Annotated in this window: 16 protein-coding genes; 7 read left to right on the top strand and 9 right to left on the bottom strand. The window is 69.1% G+C overall.

What is annotated here, in order from left to right; translation table 11 throughout:
* Window positions 1-187 precede the first annotated feature (187 nt).
* The 7 genes from IG94_RS0116670 to trxA all read left to right on the top strand — a co-directional run bounded on the left by IG94_RS0116670 (window position 188) and on the right by trxA (window position 10031).
* The gene (locus tag IG94_RS0116670; RefSeq protein WP_031036585.1) at window positions 188-2593 is read left to right on the top strand and encodes a DUF6049 family protein; all 2406 of its coding nucleotides are present in this window, start codon (window positions 188-190) and stop codon (window positions 2591-2593) included.
* A gap of 44 nt (window positions 2594-2637) precedes the next feature.
* Window positions 2638-5052, top strand: coding sequence for a murein biosynthesis integral membrane protein MurJ (murJ, locus tag IG94_RS0116665; RefSeq protein WP_031036581.1), 2415 nt, complete (start codon window positions 2638-2640; stop codon window positions 5050-5052).
* Window positions 5053-5191: 139 nt separating this feature from the next.
* Entirely contained in the window at window positions 5192-6889 is a 1698-nt protein-coding gene (locus IG94_RS0116660) for a protein kinase family protein (RefSeq protein ID WP_031036578.1), read from the top strand.
* Window positions 6890-6916: 27 nt separating this feature from the next.
* Window positions 6917-7642, top strand: coding sequence for an RNA polymerase sigma factor SigM (gene sigM, locus IG94_RS0116655; RefSeq protein ID WP_031036575.1), 726 nt, complete (start codon window positions 6917-6919; stop codon window positions 7640-7642).
* Complete coding sequence (locus IG94_RS0116650; RefSeq protein ID WP_031036572.1) at window positions 7639-8529, top strand: anti-sigma factor family protein; 891 nt, start codon at window positions 7639-7641, stop codon at window positions 8527-8529. Before sigM ends, IG94_RS0116650 begins: the two co-directional genes overlap by 4 nt.
* A gap of 158 nt (window positions 8530-8687) precedes the next feature.
* Complete coding sequence (gene trxB, locus IG94_RS0116645) at window positions 8688-9656, top strand: thioredoxin-disulfide reductase (protein WP_031036569.1); 969 nt, start codon at window positions 8688-8690, stop codon at window positions 9654-9656.
* A 36-nt stretch (window positions 9657-9692) separates the two neighbouring features.
* Window positions 9693-10031, top strand: a complete 339-nt coding sequence (trxA, locus tag IG94_RS0116640; protein ID WP_031036566.1) for a thioredoxin — start codon at window positions 9693-9695, stop codon at window positions 10029-10031.
* Window positions 10032-10115: 84 nt separating this feature from the next.
* Here the strand turns inward: trxA and IG94_RS0116635 are convergent, their stop codons facing one another.
* The 9 genes from IG94_RS0116635 to rpmH form a co-directional block, all read right to left on the bottom strand.
* Window positions 10116-10733 (bottom strand): GNAT family N-acetyltransferase, encoded by a 618-nt coding sequence (locus IG94_RS0116635; RefSeq protein ID WP_031036565.1) that lies wholly within the window; start codon window positions 10731-10733, stop codon window positions 10116-10118.
* Between the two features lie 328 nt (window positions 10734-11061).
* On the bottom strand, window positions 11062-12162 hold the full coding sequence (locus tag IG94_RS0116630; RefSeq protein ID WP_031036562.1) for a ParB/RepB/Spo0J family partition protein: 1101 nt from the start codon (window positions 12160-12162) through the stop codon (window positions 11062-11064).
* Window positions 12159-13232, bottom strand: coding sequence for a ParA family protein (locus tag IG94_RS0116625; protein ID WP_078892330.1), 1074 nt, complete (start codon window positions 13230-13232; stop codon window positions 12159-12161). The genes IG94_RS0116630 and IG94_RS0116625 overlap by 4 nt, the downstream gene beginning before the upstream one ends.
* Before the next feature lie 261 nt (window positions 13233-13493).
* Entirely contained in the window at window positions 13494-14213 is a 720-nt protein-coding gene (gene rsmG / locus IG94_RS0116620) for a 16S rRNA (guanine(527)-N(7))-methyltransferase RsmG (protein ID WP_031036556.1), read from the bottom strand.
* A 124-nt stretch (window positions 14214-14337) separates the two neighbouring features.
* Window positions 14338-14850 (bottom strand): Jag family protein, encoded by a 513-nt coding sequence (locus tag IG94_RS0116615; protein WP_031036553.1) that lies wholly within the window; start codon window positions 14848-14850, stop codon window positions 14338-14340.
* Between the two features lie 15 nt (window positions 14851-14865).
* Window positions 14866-16158, bottom strand: coding sequence for a membrane protein insertase YidC (yidC, locus tag IG94_RS0116610; protein ID WP_031036550.1), 1293 nt, complete (start codon window positions 16156-16158; stop codon window positions 14866-14868).
* Between the two features lie 3 nt (window positions 16159-16161).
* Window positions 16162-16536 (bottom strand): membrane protein insertion efficiency factor YidD, encoded by a 375-nt coding sequence (gene yidD, locus IG94_RS0116605; protein WP_031036548.1) that lies wholly within the window; start codon window positions 16534-16536, stop codon window positions 16162-16164.
* Window positions 16533-16904 carry a ribonuclease P protein component gene (rnpA, locus tag IG94_RS40490; protein WP_078535774.1) on the bottom strand — a complete coding sequence of 124 codons (372 nt, stop codon included), beginning with the start codon at window positions 16902-16904 and terminating at the stop codon, window positions 16533-16535. Before rnpA ends, yidD begins: the two co-directional genes overlap by 4 nt.
* 21 nt (window positions 16905-16925) lie before the next feature.
* Entirely contained in the window at window positions 16926-17063 is a 138-nt protein-coding gene (gene rpmH, locus IG94_RS0116600) for a 50S ribosomal protein L34 (RefSeq protein WP_003975051.1), read from the bottom strand.
* Window positions 17064-17247: the final 184 nt, after the last annotated feature.

The raw sequence follows: 17247 nt of genomic DNA, 5'->3' as shown, positions 1-17247 counted from the left end.
CTCACTGATCGCCCACCGAATACGCCCCTTCCGGCATCGCTCCCCTTATAGGCGCACATACACGGTGGCCCTGATCGTACGGCGGATCTTGTCGCCCACTCCGCGGCACTTCCTCTCGGCGCACATCGTTACCATGCGTGGACGCACATTCCGACGACCACTGATCACGACGAGGACGGGCGAGCGCGTGGCCGAGGCGGCAGACTTCCAGGGGACCACTCCCTCTCCTGCCCGCCGGTGGCTCCGGCGCACCACGGCACTGCTCGCCGGGGCGCCGCTGCTGGCCGGTCTCGCGCAGTTGCCTGCCGCCGGCCCGGCGCACGCCGAGGGCAGGGCCGGCGCCCTGGCGGACGCCGCTTCGGGCTCGGTGGCCGTCGCCGTCGACTCGCTCACCCCCTCCGCGCCGACGGACGGCGACACGGTGACCGTGTCCGGCACCGTGACCAACAACGGCAAGCGGGCCGTCACCGACGCGCACGTGGGCCTGCGCGTCGGCCCCGAGGTCGAGACCCGCTCGTCCATCGACGCGATCGCCAAGGACGGCGACGACCTTCGGAGCTCGATCTCCCCGGAGATCGCCGACAAGTACACCGAGAAGTTCTCCAAGCTCGCCCCGGGCGTGGCCGAGCACTTCAACATCTCCGTACCGGTCGATGACCTGAACCTCGGCGGCGACGGTGTCTACGAATTCGCCGTCTCGCTCTCCGGGCAGACCTCGGCGCAGCCGTGGGAGCAGATCCTCGGCATTCAGCGGACCTTCCTGCCCTGGCAGCCCGACGGGGCCGGCACCCGGACCAGGACGACGGCCCTGTGGCCGCTCGTGTCGACCACGCACATGGCCGCCGAGACGGGGCCGAACGAGGAGCAGACACCGGTCTTCCTCAACGACGACCTGGCCAAGGAGATCTCTCCCGGAGGCCGTCTGAACCAGATGGTGACGCTGGGCAAGGATCTGGACGTCACCTGGGTCGTCGACCCGGACCTGCTGGCCTCGGTCGACGCGATGACCGGCAGCTACAGCGTGCGGGACGGCAACACGACCACCGCCGGCACCCACCAGGCGATCGCCAAGCAGTGGCTCGCCGACCTGCAGGACGCGGTGGCCGACAAGGAGGTGGTCGCCCTCCCCTTCGCCGACCCCGACCTGGCCTCCCTGGCCCACAACGGCACGGACGTCACCGGCTCACTGAGCCAGCTCAAGGACGCGACGGACGTGGTCAAGAACACGGTGGAGCCGATCCTCCATGTGAAGCCGAGCACCGACTTCGCCTGGCCCGTGGACGGGGCGGTCGACCGGTCGATCGTCAAGGTCGCCACCTCTGCGGGCGCCGACAAGGTGATCGCCCGCAGCGACAGCATGCAGGAGTCCAGCGGCCTGCCCTACACGCCCTCCGCCGCCCGCCCCATCGGCGGCGGGACCACGGCCGTCGTCGCGGACGCCCGGATGTCCACGGCGTTCGGGGACGACCTGGCGAAGGCATCGTCGTCCACGCTGGCCGTGCAGCGGTTCCTCGCCCAGAGCCTCGCCCTGGGGCTGCAGACCGACAAGCAGCGCAGCGTCGTCGTCGCCCCGCAGCGCATGCCCTCCGGCAGCCAGGCTCGCGCGATGGCCGAGGCGCTGCGGGCCCTGCAGGGCGGCACCTGGTCCGAGTCCCAGAAGCTGGCGGCAGCCGCGGCGGCCGAGCCGGATCCGGACGCGACCACCGGGGTGCCGGGGGCCTCCTCCTATCCCTCCGCGCTGCGCAAGAAGGAACTGCCCCACTCGGCGTTCGTGGAGAGCGCCCGGACCCAGGACGCGCTCGAGAACTTCAAGGTCGTCCTGTCGGACCCGACCCGGGTCGTGACTCCCTTCGGACGCGCCCTGAACCGGGAGATGTCCGCGTCCTGGCGAGGCCGGGCCGCCGAGGCGGCGTCGTTCCGCACCGGCGTGAGGTCCTACCTCGACGGGCTCTCCGGCCGGGTCAGACTGATCGACAAGTCGGAGACGAAGCTCTCCGGGCGCAGCGCCACGATTCCCGTGACGGTGCAGAACAACCTCGTGCAGGATGTCGGCCCCCTCGTGCTGCGACTCACCTCGACGAGCCCCACCCGCCTCGAGATCGGCGGCGCCGACTACGAGGAGCAGCCGATCTCGGTCTCGGGCGGCCACAGCCAGTCGGTGAAGTTCACCACGTCGGCCAACGCCAACGGCCGGGCGACGGTGATCGCCCAGCTGTATACGCAGGACGGCCGCAAGTACGGCGAACCGGTCACCTTCGACGTCAAGGTCACCGAGATCACCGCCACCGTGATGCTCGTCATCGGCGGCGGTGTCCTGCTCCTCGTCCTGGCGGGCTTCCGGATGTACACGCAGCGCAAGCGCGCCGCGGCCAGGGACGCCGAGAAGAGCGCTTCCGGCGAGTCGGACGAGTCCGGGGATCCCGGGGACGACTCGGAGAGCGCGGAGAACCCGGACGGGGCCGACGGAGGTCTCAAGAAGGAGTCCGGGGCACAGGCCCGGGCAGGCGACCCCGAGCAGCCGAGTGACCCGACACCGGACACCGCAGCGGAAAGCGCCGACCCGTCCGGCACGGGTGAGAGAGTGGACCGTTGAGGATGTCGTGGCCGGTCGGCCCGGGACGATGAGGTGGGGTAACCATGAACGCGCCGTACGACGGTGACCGCGGTCAGGCCGTGGACGGCTCGGGTCACCCCCAGGGTCCGCCCCCTGACCCCGGCCCGACGCCGCCGCAGCCGCCTGCGGACATGTACCTCCAGGACGCCTACGACCAGGACCCCTACCGGGCGCAGGACCTCTCCGCCCAGGACCCGGTCTCCGAGGCGCTCTACGACCGCGCCGCGCATCCCCCGCCACCACCGGGTGCCCATCCGCCGCAGCAGCCGCTGTACTCGCAGCCCGCCCAGTCCCCCTACGCCCCCGACCCGCGCGTGTGGGCCCAGGCCCCGGCCCCCGAGCCCGAGGGCCCGACGCAGCACCTGCCGTACGGCGACGACCCGCGGACCACGCAGTTCGTCGGCGTGGACGACCTGGTCTCCCAGGCCGGCGACCAGCGCCACGAACCGGACGCCTTCGCCCACCTGTTCCGTGACCAGCAGCAGGGCGGGGGCCACCCCTCTTACGGCGCCCGGTCCTCCTACGACGACCAGGCCGCCGCCCCCGCCCCGGCACCGAACCCGTACGGCGGGGCGCCCGGCCCGGCCCAGTACGGCGGTCCCCAGGGGCCCGCCCAGTACGGCGGCCCTCAGAGGCCTGTCCCGTACGGGAACGCCCCGGCCTCCGACCAGTACGGCAGCCCGGCCCCCGCCCCGGCGCACGGGCAGCACGCGGCGCCCGCACCCGGCCAGTACGCAGTGGCCCCGACCCCGGAAGCCGCCGAGGCCCCGCTCCAGGAGCCGGAGCCCGCCGCCGCGCCCAAGAAGGGCGGACGTGCGGGCGGCCTGCTGAAGTCGAGCGCCGTGATGGCCGCGGGCACGATGGTGTCGCGGCTCACCGGGTTCATCCGGTCGGCGCTGATCGTCTCGGCCCTGGGTGTCGGCCTGCTCGGCGACACCTTCCAGGTCGCCTACCAGCTGCCCACAATGATCTACATCCTCACCGTCGGCGGCGGTCTGAACTCGGTCTTCGTACCGCAGCTCGTGCGGTCCATGAAGGACGACGAAGACGGTGGCGAGGCCTACGCCAACCGCCTGCTGACCCTGGTGATGGTCGCGCTCGGCGCGCTCACCGTCCTCACGGTCGTCGGCGCGCCCCTGCTGATCCGGCTGCTGTCCAACCCCGTCGCCAGTGACCCGGCGGCGAACGAGGTCGGCATCACCTTCGTCCGCTACTTCCTGCCGTCCATCTTCTTCATGGGTCTTCACGTGGTGATGGGGCAGGTCCTGAACGCCCGCGGCCGGTTCGGCGCGATGATGTGGACCCCGGTCCTGAACAACATCGTCATCATCGTGACCCTGGGCATGTTCATCTGGGTCTACGGCACCGCGGAAAGCTCGGGGATGAAGGTCACGAGCATCCCGCCGGAGGGCGAGCGGCTGCTCGGCATCGGTGTGCTGCTGGGCCTCATCGTGCAGTCCCTGGCCATGATCCCGTACCTGCGGGAGACCGGCTTCCGGCTGCGGCCGCGCTTCGACTGGAGGGGGCACGGACTCGGCAAGGCCATCACCCTTGCCAAGTGGACGGTCCTGTTCGTGCTCGCCAACCAGGCCGGCGCCATGATCGTCATCCAGCTCTCCACCGCGGCGGGCAAGGCATCGCCCGTCGACGGCACGGGCTTCGCCGCCTATGCCAACGCACAGCTCATCTGGGGTCTGCCCCAGGCCATCATCACCGTCTCGCTGATGGCCGCCCTGCTGCCCCGCATCTCACGCTCGGCGTCGGAGGAGGACGGCGGCGCGGTCCGGGACGACATCTCCCAGGGCCTGCGCACGACAGCCGTCGCCATCGTTCCCGTCTCCTTCGGCTTCCTCGCGCTCGGCATTCCGATGTGCACCCTGATGTTCGGCTCCTCGGGTACCAGCGAAGCCACCAACATGGGCTACATGCTGATGGCCTTCGGCCTCGGTCTCATCCCGTACTCCGTGCAGTACGTCGTCCTGCGCGCGTTCTACGCCTACGAGGACACGCGGACGCCCTTCTACAACACGGTCATCGTGGCGATCGTCAACGCCCTCGCCTCCGGGCTGTGCTTCCTGCTGCTGCCGTCCCGCTGGGCCGTCGTCGGCATGGCCGCCTCCTACGGCCTGGCCTACGTGATCGGCGTGGGCATCGCCTGGCGCAGGCTGCGCAAGCGGCTCGGCGGCGACCTGGACGGCGCCCGGGTGCTGCGGACGTACGCACGGCTGTGCATCGCCTCCGTGCCGGCCGCCCTGATCAGCGGCGCCGCCTGCTATGCCATCAGCCACGCGCTCGGCCAGGGCGCCGTGGGGTCGCTCGCCGCGCTGCTCGCCGGCGGGCTGCTCCTGTTCGGTGTCTTCTTCGCCGCCGCCCGCCGTATGCGCATCGAGGAAGTCAACTCCCTGGTCGGCATGGTGCGCGGACGCCTGGGACGCTGAGAGCGGGGGTAGGCGCACAACCATCGTCCACCGCCGTGTGTCGTGCATAGCGGCGGACTGTGGGCACAATTGGGTTCGGCGTCGGACGTGCGGATCGGAAGTCCGCCGACGCGCATGGAATGGGGAGGCAGGAACGACGGTGGCGGAACGGAGCACAGCTGCCGTCGACGTGGCAGACAACAGCGGTGAAGAACCGCTGACCGCACAGGCGGACCAGTCCACGGCCGACGGGGTGGCCAACAACCGGGAGCGGGACACGGACAGCGACGAGGCACAAGGGACCCCCACGAACGAGGATTCCGGCAAGTCCTCGCCCCCCGACCCGCACAGCGGGCACAAGCTCGCCAGACGCTACCGCCTCGAGGAGTGCGTCACCCGTCTGGACGGCTTCAGCAGTTGGCGCGCCGTCGACGAGAAGCTCCGCCGCGCTGTCGGTGTCCACATCCTTCCTGCGGACCACGCCCGGGCGCGTTCCGTGCTGGCCTCGGCACGCTCCTCCGCCCTGCTCGGCGACCCCCGCTTCGTCCAGGTGCTGGACGCTGTCGAGGACGAGGACCTCGTCTACGTCGTCCACGAGTGGCTCCCCGACGCCACCGAACTGACCGCACTGCTCGCCTCCGGTCCCCTGGAGGTGTACGACGCCTACCAGATGGTCAGTCAGGTCGCGGCCGCCATGGCGGCCGCCCACCGCGAGGGCCTCGCCCATCTGCGGCTGAGCCCCAACGCGGTGCTGCGCACGTCGACGGGCCAGTGGCGGATCCGCGGGCTCGCCGTCAACGCCGCCCTGCGCGGGATCGGTTCCGACACCCCGCAGCGCACCGACACCGAGGCCATCGGCGCCCTGCTGTACGCCACGCTCACCCAGCGCTGGCCGTACGAGGACGACGCCCACGGCCTGGTCGGCCTGCCGAAGGACATCGGCCTCATCCCCCCGGACCAGGTGCGCGCGGGCGTCCACCGAGGCCTGTCCGAGCTCGCCATGCGGGCGCTGGCCAACGACGGGGCGACCGCTTCCCGGCACGAGGCCCCGTGCACGACGCCCGAGGAGTTGGTGAAGGCGATCGGCGAGATGCCCCGCATCCGCCCGCCGGAGCCGGCCTACACCGCCCCGCCCACGTACCAGGGCACGGCCTACCAGCAGGGCGCCTACGGCCGTCCGACGCCCCGCCCCGGTGCCGCCCAGCCGGCGCCGACGCCTCCGCCCCCACTGCAGAGCCGTACCGGCAAGGCGCTCAAGTGGGGCGTCTCCGCCCTGCTGATCGCCGCGCTCGGCCTGGGCAGCTGGCAGCTGGCGGACGCGCTCACGGAGCGGGGCGGCACGGCCGACGACCCGGACCAGACCCAGACGGTGGACGGCGACAACGACAAGGGCGCGAAGGCGCCCGCGTCCGGCAAGCCGGTGTCCATCGTCGGGGCTCGGGACTTCGACCCCTTCGGCGACCAGTCCGAGAAGCCGTCCGAAGTCGGGAACATCTTCGACAACAACCCGTCCACCTACTGGCAGACCGACTACTACCTCAGCTCCGACTTCGGCCGCCTCAAGGACGGGGTCGGCGTCATCGTCGACCTCGGCAAGGTCCAGCAGGTCGGAAAGGTGGCCGTCACCTTCATCGGAAACACGTCCGTCGAACTGCGCAGCGCCGGCGCGGACGCCGCAGAGGAACCGGCTTCCTTCGACGGCTACCAGCAGGTCGCCGAAGGCTCGGGCACCTCGGTGGAACTCAAGCCGGCCAAGGCCTTCAAGAGCCGGTACCTCCTGGTGTGGCTCACCGATCTGCCGATGCAGGCGAACGGCGAATGGCGCGGCCGCCTGGCCGACGTCAAGGTGACCAGCTGACGGCAGCCGAGGGAAAGTGGGGGTGTGATGGCGAGTGGCCCGAGTCATGACGGCGTGACCGATCAGGAACTGCTCGCCCGCCATGTCGAAGGTGAACCCGAGGCCTTCGGCGAGCTCGTGCGCCGTCACCGCGACCGTCTCTGGGCCGTGGCCCTGCGCACGCTCGGCGACCGCGAGGAAGCCGCTGACGCCGTCCAGGACGCACTCGTCTCCGCCTACCGGGCCGCCCACACCTTCCGCGGGCAAGCAGCCGTCACCACCTGGTTGCACCGGATCACGGTGAACGCCTGTCTGGACCGTGCCCGCAAGGCCGCCTCACGGAAGACTGCCCCCGTCGACGACACCGAGCGTCTCGAGCAGCTCCTGGAGCCTCACGAGTCGGCCTCCGCTCCCGCCGAGCGCAACGAACTGCACCGCCAGCTCCTGGCGGCACTGGACACGCTGCCCGGTGACCAGCGGGCAGCGCTCGTCCTGGTGGACATGCAGGGTTACCCCGTCGCCGAGGCCGCCCGGATCCTCGACGTGCCGACCGGCACGATCAAAAGCCGGTGTGCCCGCGGCAGAGCCAGACTGCTGCCACTGCTCACCCACCTCCGCCCGGACGGCAGTGGCGAGGCGACGAAACAGGGCACCGAACGGAACCGGACGCCGGGGACATCCGTCCCACCCGCAGCGGGACCGCGCCGCGCGGATCCGACACGGACAGGACCGAGCGATTCAGCCGCAGTGAAGGGCGGAGGTGGACGAGCATGACGTCGTCGACGACAGACATGACCGGACACCCGGATGTCGCGGAGCTCTCCGACCTCACCGAAGGCCTCCTCCCGACCACGCGGACCTCGGACATACGGCGGCACCTGGACACCTGCGAGCCCTGTGCGGACGTCTACGCGTCGCTGGAGGAGATCCAGGGGCTGCTCGGCACCGTGCCGGCGCCCTCCCACATGCCGGACGACGTGGCCGACCGTATCGACGCCGCTCTGGCCGCCGAGGCACCGCCGTACGCCGGCACTCCGGAGCCGCCTCGGGCCGCCGACGACGACGCGCGTGTTTCACGTGAAACATCGGCATCGGCGGATCGCCCCGCAGGGCGCGCCCGGTCCTCCTCCACCGGCCCCGGACGGAAGGACCGCAGGCGTGGAGGGCGGCGCAGGGTCGCCGTGCTGGGCGCCGTGGCCGCCGCTGCGGCCATCGGGCTGGGCTCTGTCATCGTGTCCGCCGTAACCGGTGGCCCCTCCGACGACACCACTCAGGAGCAGCAGACCGCACTCGCGGACACCTTCTCCGAGGGGCAGCTCAAGGACAAGGTCACCGGACTCGTCGCGGGACAGCAGAACGGGTCACGCACACCGCGCAGCTTCGGCATGGAATCGGAGAACGGCACCGAGACGGGCGCCGAGAATCACGTCTTCAAGCAGCCGACGGTTCCGGAGTGCATCCAGAAGGGGATCGGCCGCGACGACGCGGTGATCGCCACGGAGGAAGGCGTCTACAAGGGCAAGGAGGCACTGCTCGTGGTGTTGCCCGACGCCTCCAACGACGCCAGGGTCACCGCTTACCTCGTCGATTCCGCCTGTGTGAAGCATCCCGCCGTCGACAAGGCCGAGATTTTCCTGACCCACTCCTACGCGCGTCAGTAGCGGTTGACCGTCCTCTTCTTCCGGCGTCTCCGCTCTGTCACTGTGCGCCCGGGCACAGCGGGAATGCACGCCCCGTAGGATCCGTTAGGTCGGGTGAGAGTTCCGAGTGCAGCTCCACCCGGCCCTGAAGACACAGTCCAGAGACGAGGAATGAAGCCGTGAGCGACGTCCGAAACGTGATCATCATCGGCTCCGGGCCCGCCGGCTACACGGCGGCGCTCTACACCGCGCGCGCCTCCCTGAAGCCGCTGGTGTTCGAGGGCGCCGTGACTGCGGGCGGAGCGCTGATGAACACCACCGAGGTGGAGAACTTCCCGGGGTTCCAGGACGGAGTCATGGGCCCCGAGCTCATGGACAACATGCGGGCCCAGGCTGAGCGCTTCGGTGCCGAGCTGATCCCGGACGATGTCGTGACCGTCGACCTGTCCGGTGAGATCAAGACCGTCACCGACACCGCGGGCACCGTCCACCGGGCCAAGGCCGTCATCGTCACCACCGGCTCCCAGCACCGCAAGCTCGGCCTGCCGAACGAAGACGCCCTGTCCGGCCGTGGCGTCTCCTGGTGCGCGACCTGTGACGGCTTCTTCTTCAAGGACCAGGACATCGCGGTGATCGGCGGCGGTGACACCGCGATGGAGGAGGCCACGTTCCTCTCCCGCTTCGCCAAGTCCGTGACGATCGTCCACCGCCGGGACACCCTGCGTGCCTCCAAGGCGATGCAGGAGCGGGCCTTCGCCGACCCCAAGATCACTTTCGTGTGGGACAGCGAGATCGCCGAGGTCCAGGGCGACCAGAAGCTGGCGGGTCTGAAGCTGCGGAACGTCAAGAACGGTGAGCTCTCGGATCTGCCGGTGACCGGCCTGTTCATCGCGATCGGCCACGACCCGCGCACCGAGCTCTTCAAGGGCCAGCTCGACCTGGACCCGGAGGGCTACCTGAAGGTCGACGCCCCGTCGACCCGCACCAATCTGACCGGTGTCTTCGGCGCCGGTGACGTGGTCGACCACACGTACCGCCAGGCGATCACCGCCGCCGGCACCGGTTGCTCTGCCGCTCTCGACGCCGAGCGCTTCCTTGCCGCGCTGAGCGACGAGGAGCAGGCGGAGCCCGAGAAGACCGCTGTCTGACCCTCACCCCTCGCACAACCAGTTAAGGAGCACGCCGTGGCCAGCACCACCACCCTCAAGCATGTGACCGACGCTTCCTTCGACGAGGACGTCCTCAAGAACGACAAGCCCGTCCTGGTGGACTTCTGGGCCGCCTGGTGCGGTCCGTGCCGCCAGATCGCTCCCTCCCTCGAGGCGATCGCTGCCGAGTACGGCGACAAGATCGAGATCGTCAAGCTGAACATCGACGAGAACCCGGGTACGGCCGCCAAGTACGGCGTCATGTCCATCCCGACCCTGAACGTGTACCAGGGTGGCGAGGTCGCCAAGACCATCGTCGGTGCCAAGCCGAAGGCCGCGATCGTCCGCGACCTTGAGGACTTCATCGCCGACTGACGTTTCACGTGAAACACGCATGGGCCGATCCAACGGATCGGCCCATTGCTTTTGTGGCTGCCTTCGACGGAGGCGCGGTCTCCCTCAGAGAGGCCGCAGCACCGGCTCCTTCTGGACGGCTCCGAGCAGCCGGTCCAGTGCCATCTCCACATCCTCCTTCCACGACAGTGTCGACCGGAGGTCGAGCCGCAGTCGCGGATGGCGAGGATGGGGACGGACTGTCTTGAAGCCCACGGCCAGCAGATGATCAGCGGGCAGGAGGCACGCAGGCTCCTTCCAGCGGGCATCCCCGAACGCCTCGATCGCTTTGAAGCCGCGGCGCAGCAGATCCTTGGCGACCGTCTGCACCATGACCCGTCCGAGTCCCTGTCCCTGATAACCAGGCATCACGAAGGCAGTCATCAACTGCACCGCGTCGGACGAGACGGGGCTGGTGGGAAAGGCCGTCGAGCGCGGAACGTAGGCCGGCGGTGCGTAGAGGACGAAGCCCACCGGTACGTCGTCGACGTACACCACCCGCCCGCACGACCCCCAGTCCAGCAGAACGGCCGAGATCCAGGACTCCTTCTCCAGGGCCGATGTTCCGGCTTCTACCGCGGTCTCACCGCTGACGGGATCCAGTTCCCAGAAGACACACGAGCGACAGCGCTGGGGAAGGTCCTGAAGGTTGTCCAGCGTGAGCGGTACGAGCCGGCGCCCCATGAAGGCTGTTCCTCGCTTCCTTCGCCTGCCGCGTCGCGGGCGGCTGTCAGAGCGCTCCGTTCCCTGAGCAGGCTGCCGATGAACCCACCGACCGCGCCCAGCCCCAAGCCCGCGCTCACCAGTTCGGTACGGCTCACCGTTCGCATGGCCCCTGCCTTCCTCTCAGAGGTACTGCCGGGTCACAACGCCATCCTCAGCGCATCGTATCCACGATGCGCTGACCCCGACACCGACGCAAAGCAAAGGGCGGGCCGTGTTCCGGTATGCACCGGACACGACCCGCCCTGCCGACAGGGGAGCGCTTCCCAGCACCCCGCCCGCCCCGGCATCAGGAGTCGGAGTCTTCGCCCTCATCCTCCAGGAGGCCCTTCTGCAGGACCGGGCCCTCCCCGGGAGCGAAGCTGCCGAGGATCCGCTCAAGGTCTTCCATGGAGGCGAACTCCACGGTGATCTTGCCCTTCTTCTGCCCCAGGTCGACCTTGACGCGCGTCTCGAAGCGGTCCGAGAGCCGAGTGGCGAGGTCCGAGAGCGCCGGGGAAACCAGCGAACCCGCTCGCGGCCCCTTGGCCCGCTGCGGCTTCTGAGGACGCGAACCCATCAGGGTCACGATCTCCTCGACCGAACGCACCGAAAGTCCTTCGGCCACGATGCGATGGGCCAGCCGATCCTGCTCCTCCGAATCGTCGACAGAGAGCAGAGCGCGCGCGTGTCCCGCCGAGAGCACGCCTGCGGCCACCCGGGTCTGGACCTTCGGGGAAAGCTTGAGCAGTCGCAGCGTGTTCGAGACCTGCGGACGGGAGCGCCCGATGCGGTCCGCCAGCTGGTCGTGCGTGCAGTTGAAGTCCTTCAGCAGCTGGTCGTAGGCGAAGGCCTCTTCCAACGGGTTCAGCTGCGCTCGGTGCAGGTTCTCCAGAAGAGCGTCCAGGAGGAGCTTCTCGTCCTCCGTCGCCCGGACGATCGCCGGAATGGCCTCCAGTTCCAGCTCTCGGCAGGCACGGAAGCGACGCTCACCCATGATGAGCTCGTAGCGACCGGGCCCTGTCGGCCGGACCACGACCGGCTGGAGCAGCCCCACTTCCCTGATGGAGGTGACCAGCTCGGCCAGCGCATCGTCGTCGAAGTCCTTGCGCGGTTGCTTCGGGTTCGGCGTGATGGCGTCGAGCGGCACTTCGGCGAAGTGCGCCCCCATGGGCGTCCTGAGCGCCTCCGCACCGTTGGGAGCCCCCGGCTCTTCCGTTTCACGTGAAACAGGGGGCAGCGTGGCCACCTTCGCTGCGGCCACTCCTCGTTCGTTCGGCACGCGGGGCATCACACCCGGAGCCGCGGTGCCCGCGTTCCCCAGCGCCGCCGACGCCACCGACTTCTCCGTCGGAGCGTTGGGGATCAGGGCGCCCAGACCACGGCCCAGCCCCCTCCGTCGCTCGCTCACTGGATCCCCTCCACCATGTTCGGATCATTCTGGGCGCTGAGGTGGGCCTGCGTCGCGTCATAAGCGACGCCCACCCCCTTCAGCGCCATCTCACGGGCCGCCTCCAGATAGGAGAGGGCACCGCTCGATCCTGGATCGTATGTCAGAACCGTCTGCCCGTAGCTCGGCGCCTCGGAGATACGGACCGAGCGGGGAATGCTGGTCCGCAGTACCTCGTCACCGAAGTGGCTGCGGACCTCGTCCGCGACCTGGGACGCGAGCCGCGTCCGGCCGTCGTACATGGTGAGCAGGATGGTCGACACGTGCAACTCGGGGTTGAGGTGTCCGCGAACCAGGTCGACGTTGCGCAGCAGCTGCCCCAGGCCTTCCAGCGCGTAGTACTCGCACTGGATCGGGATCAGCACCTCCTGGCCCGCGACGAGTGCGTTGACGGTCAGCAGACCGAGGGAGGGCGGGCAGTCGATGAGGATGTAGTCCAGCGGCTGCTCATAGGCCGAGATCGCCCGCTGGAGCCGACTCTCGCGGGCGACCAGCGAGACCAGCTCGATCTCCGCGCCGGCGAGGTCGATCGTGGCGGGGGCACAGAAAAGACCCTCGACGTCCGGGACCGGCTGGACCACTTCCGAAAGTGGCTGGCTCTCGACCAGTACGTCGTAGATGGACGGGACGTCGGCGTGATGATCGATACCCAGCGCAGTGGAGGCGTTCCCCTGGGGGTCGAGGTCGACGACCAGGACTCTGGCACCGTGCAGCGCGAGTGACGCGGCAAGATTGACGGTCGTCGTCGTCTTGCCCACCCCGCCCTTCTGGTTGGCCACCACCATGACCCGGGTCTGCTCCGGGCGTGGCAGCCCTTCGCCGGCGCGGCCCAGGGCCTCCACCGCCAGCTGGGCAGCTCGACCGATCGGGGTGTCGTCCATCGGAGGCGGTGTTTCACGTGAAACATCCGCTCCCATCGACTCGGTACGGGGACCGGGGACCGGATCGGTCATCGGTCCCGCGATATTGGCGTCGGACCGCAAGGATTCACTCTCCTCGACTTCAGGCTCGCAATGAACAGAGCCTCCCATGTCTTCGGGGTCATGAACCAGTGAGGCCTGGTGTTCTGTGGAGAAATCCACCTCTGTGGACAACTCCGTGCTCTTTCCGAGCGACCCGAGAGGCTTTCGGTCGCGGGGGTCTGCCGCGGCGCGGCCGCGACTGATGATGCCGTGCAGCAGTGAGCGACGTTTCACGTGAAACACGATGCACAGCCGCAGATGCCGAACTGCCGCGACACTCCGGCACACACAGGCAGGGCAGCTTGTGTGGAGTACGGCCAGCGGTCGAGCTTATCCTCGGCGCCGACGCGTCCGACCCGTCCGGGCCGCCTTGGCACGCTTGGCCGCGAACCGTACACCGCCAGGGCTCTCCCCGACCTCGACCCGCACCACCGTGGACAGGGGATCAACGACTCCCTGCCCGACATGCACGATGGACGTCTCCTCGGCACCCAGCTTGCTCAGCGCCGCGGTCGCGGCCTTGAGCTCCTCCTCGGCCGTGTCGCCCTTGAGAGCAAGCATCTCGCCGTAAGGGCGCAGCAAGGGGACACCCCAGGTGGCCAGGCGGTCCAGCGGAGCGACCGCCCGGGCCGTCACCACATGCACGGGCGGCATCTTGCCCATGACCTCCTCGGCCCGGCCGCGGACGACCGTGACATGGTCCAGGCCCAGCAGCTCCACGACCTCGGTCAGGAAATTCGTGCGCCGCAGCAGCGGCTCCAGCAACGTGATCTTCAGGTCGTCCCGCACCAGCGCCAGCGGGATGCCGGGCAGGCCGGCACCCGAACCGACGTCGCACACCGTCACCCCCTCGGGCACGACCTCCGAAAGCACCGCGCAGTTCAGCAGGTGCCGCTCCCAGAGGCGAGGCACTTCACGCGGACCGATCAGGCCGCGCTTCACCCCCGCCTCGGCAAGCAGTTCCGCGTAGCGGACCGCATCCGCGTAGCGATCGCCGAACACGTCACGTGCCTGCTCGGGCACGGGGGGAAGCTCCGCTGCCTCCGACACGGGGACCGTCCTTCCGTACGGCACCGGCGCGCGAGGCGTCGGTACCAGAACCACCAGAACTATCAGGCTGACAAAATTCGGCCCCGTCTGCGCAACAGACGGGGCCGGAGAACGAGGGGACCGATCAGGCGGGAAGCACGACGACGAAGCGCTCCGGCTCCTCGCCCTCGGACTCGCTGCGCAGGCCCGCCGCCTTGACCGCGTCGTGCACGACCTTGCGCTCGAACGGCGTCATCGGCTTCAGCCGCACGGACTCGCCGCTGCTCCTGACCTCGGCGGCGGCCTTGGCACCCAGCTCGGAGAGTTCGGTGCGCTTCTTGGCCCGGTAGCCCCCGATGTCTAGCATCAGCCGGCTGCGGTCGCCGGTGTCCCGGTGCACGGCCAGGCGCGTGAGCTCCTGCAGAGCCTCCAGCACCTCGCCGTCCCGGCCGACCAGCTTCTGCAGGTCCCGGCTGTGGCTGTCGCTGATGATCGAGACGGAGGCGCGATCGGCCTCGACGTCCATGTCGATGTCACCGTCGAGGTCGGCGATGTCGAGCAGACCCTCCAGGTAGTCCGCGGCGATCTCGCCCTCCTGCTCAAGGCGAGTGAGGGTGTCTGCACCCTCGGCAGCGGCGGAGGTGGTGCCTTCCGTCACGGGATGGACTCCTTCTTACTTCTTCGACGGGGACTTGGGCCGCTGCGGGCCCTTGCGCTGTCCGGACTGGGCCTTGCTGCGGCCGCCACCCGACTTCTGAGCCGGCTTCTTGGCGGCGGCGGCAGGCTTGCTCTCCTGCTTGCTGCCCGGCTCGGCGTCCTGCGGCTCGTCCGACTTCTCCAGCGAGGTCTTCGGCTCGGACTCACCTGCGGGCCTGGCCTGGCGCTGGGACTTGCTCTGCCGCTTGGGCTGCTGGCGCTTGGGTGCGGTCGTGGTCGCGGCGGTCGTACCGTCAGCGCTCTGGGCGGCGACAGCGGCGTCGTTCTTCTCCACGTTGCCGTCGGGCTGGGCGGCCAGACCCGACTTGTTCAGGCCGTTGATGAACTTGCGCTCGAACTCGTTGCGGTCGCGGCCCTTGGCGACGATGGCCTTGACGATGGCCTTCTGACCGCGGCCACGGGTCTTGCCGTGCTCGGTGAGGCTCTTGTGCAGCCGCTCCAGGTAGGCGGCCTGGGCCTTGGAGCCCGGCGTCGGGTTGTTGCGGATGACGTACATCTGCTGGCCCATGGTCCACACGTTGGTGGTCAGCCAGTAGACGAGGACACCGACGGGGAAGTTGACACCGAAGACGGCGAACATGACGGGGAAGACGTACATCAGCATCTTCTGCTGCTGCATGAACGGCGTCTTGACCGTGGTGTCGACGTTCTTCGTCATCAGCTGGCGCTGGGTGAAGAACTGCGAGGCCGACATCAGCACGATCATGATCGCGGTGACGACTCGGACGTCGGTCAGAGAGGCGCTGAGGGCGGTGACGTCGCTCTCGCTGCTGAAGAACTTGGAGGCCAGCGGGGCCCCGAAGATGTGTGCCTTCTGCGCGCTCTCCAGCAGGTCCTGGTTGACCGCGCCGATGGTGTCGCCGGACGCGATGCCGTTGAGCACGTGGTAGAGGGCGAAGAAGAACGGAGACTGCGCCAGGATGGGAAGGCACGAGGAGAGCGGGTTCGTGCCCGTCTCCTTGTACAGCTTCATCATCTCTTCGGACTGACGCTGCTTGTCGTTCTTGTAGCGCTCCTGGATCTTCTTCATCTCCGGCTGGAGCGTCTGCATCCCGCGCGTCGCCTTGATCTGCTTCACGAAGAGCGGGATCAGGCAGATGCGGATGAGGATCACCAGGGACACGATGGACAGGCCCCAGGCCCATCCGGTGTCAGGTCCGAAGATCGCCCCGTACACCGTGTGGAACTGGACGATGACCCAGGAGACGGGCCAGGTGATAAAGCTGAAGAGGCTGGCAATCGTGTCCACTAATCATGCTCCTTGGGCATGGGGCGAGGTCTCTGCGGCCGGGCCCGAGGGACCGGACGGGCTCTGATGAGCAGACCGTCCTTCGGTGGCCGGTTCGGCGGCGGAGGTCCCGCCCTTGCGTGCCCGCCAAGCGGCACGCAGCTTTTCGTGCCACCGCGGGCGCTTGCGCGGCGGAACATGGTCCACGCCGCCCAGCGACCACGGATTGCACCGCAGGATGCGCCAGGCGGTCAGCGCTGTGCCCTTGACGGCTCCGTGGCGGTCGATGGCCGTGTAGCCGTAGTGGGAGCACGACGGGTAGTACTTGCACACCGGCCCCAGCAGCGGACTGATCGTCCACTGGTAGAGCTTGATCAGTGCCAGCAGTGGGTACTTCATCGCGCGCCCCCTCCCAGTAGCCGCTGCAGGGCGGCGTCCAGGTCTCGGGCCAGCTGTGCATGGTCGGCGTCGCCCGCACCGGGCAGCGCTCGTACGACTACCAGGCTACCGGGGGGAAACAGGTCGATCCGGTCGCGCATCAGATGGCGAAGCCTGCGTTTCACCGTGTTGCGCACGACCGCGCCACCCACTGCCTTGCTCACGACGAAACCCGCACGTGTCGGGGGAGCGCTCTCCCCAGGCGCGTGCGGGTCCGTGGCACCGCTTCGTAGGTGGACGACGAGGGCCGGGCGACCGGCCCTGCGGCCTCGTCGTACCGCGGTCGCGAAGTCCTCGCGCCGCCTCAGCCGGTTCTCGGTGGGCAGCACGACGTCATGACCTGACCGGAATCAGGCGGACAGACGGGCGCGGCCCTTGCTGCGGCGGGTCGCCAGGATCGCGCGGCCGGCACGGGTACGCATACGCAGCCGGAAACCGTGGGTCTTCGCACGACGGCGGTTGTTCGGCTGGAAGGTGCGCTTGCTCACTCGGGGGCTCCAGAAAGATTCGGGGTTGGCGGGGTGCCGTCCTGGCTGTCACCGTGCGCCCACGAGTAGCTCGCGTTACGCCCGAGTGCACCGCTTTTCGATCACCTTGGACGTGACCTGTGCCCATCGGAGGCAGGCGGCAGCAGCCATCGACAACTCGACCTGGTCACGGTACGTGGGACTG

It is taken from the genome of Streptomyces olivaceus, assembly GCF_000721235.1.
GTDB lineage: Bacteria > Actinomycetota > Actinomycetes > Streptomycetales > Streptomycetaceae > Streptomyces > Streptomyces olivaceus.
Note: the sequence above shows the minus strand (reverse complement) of the source record. Positions and strands in the feature narration are given on the sequence as shown.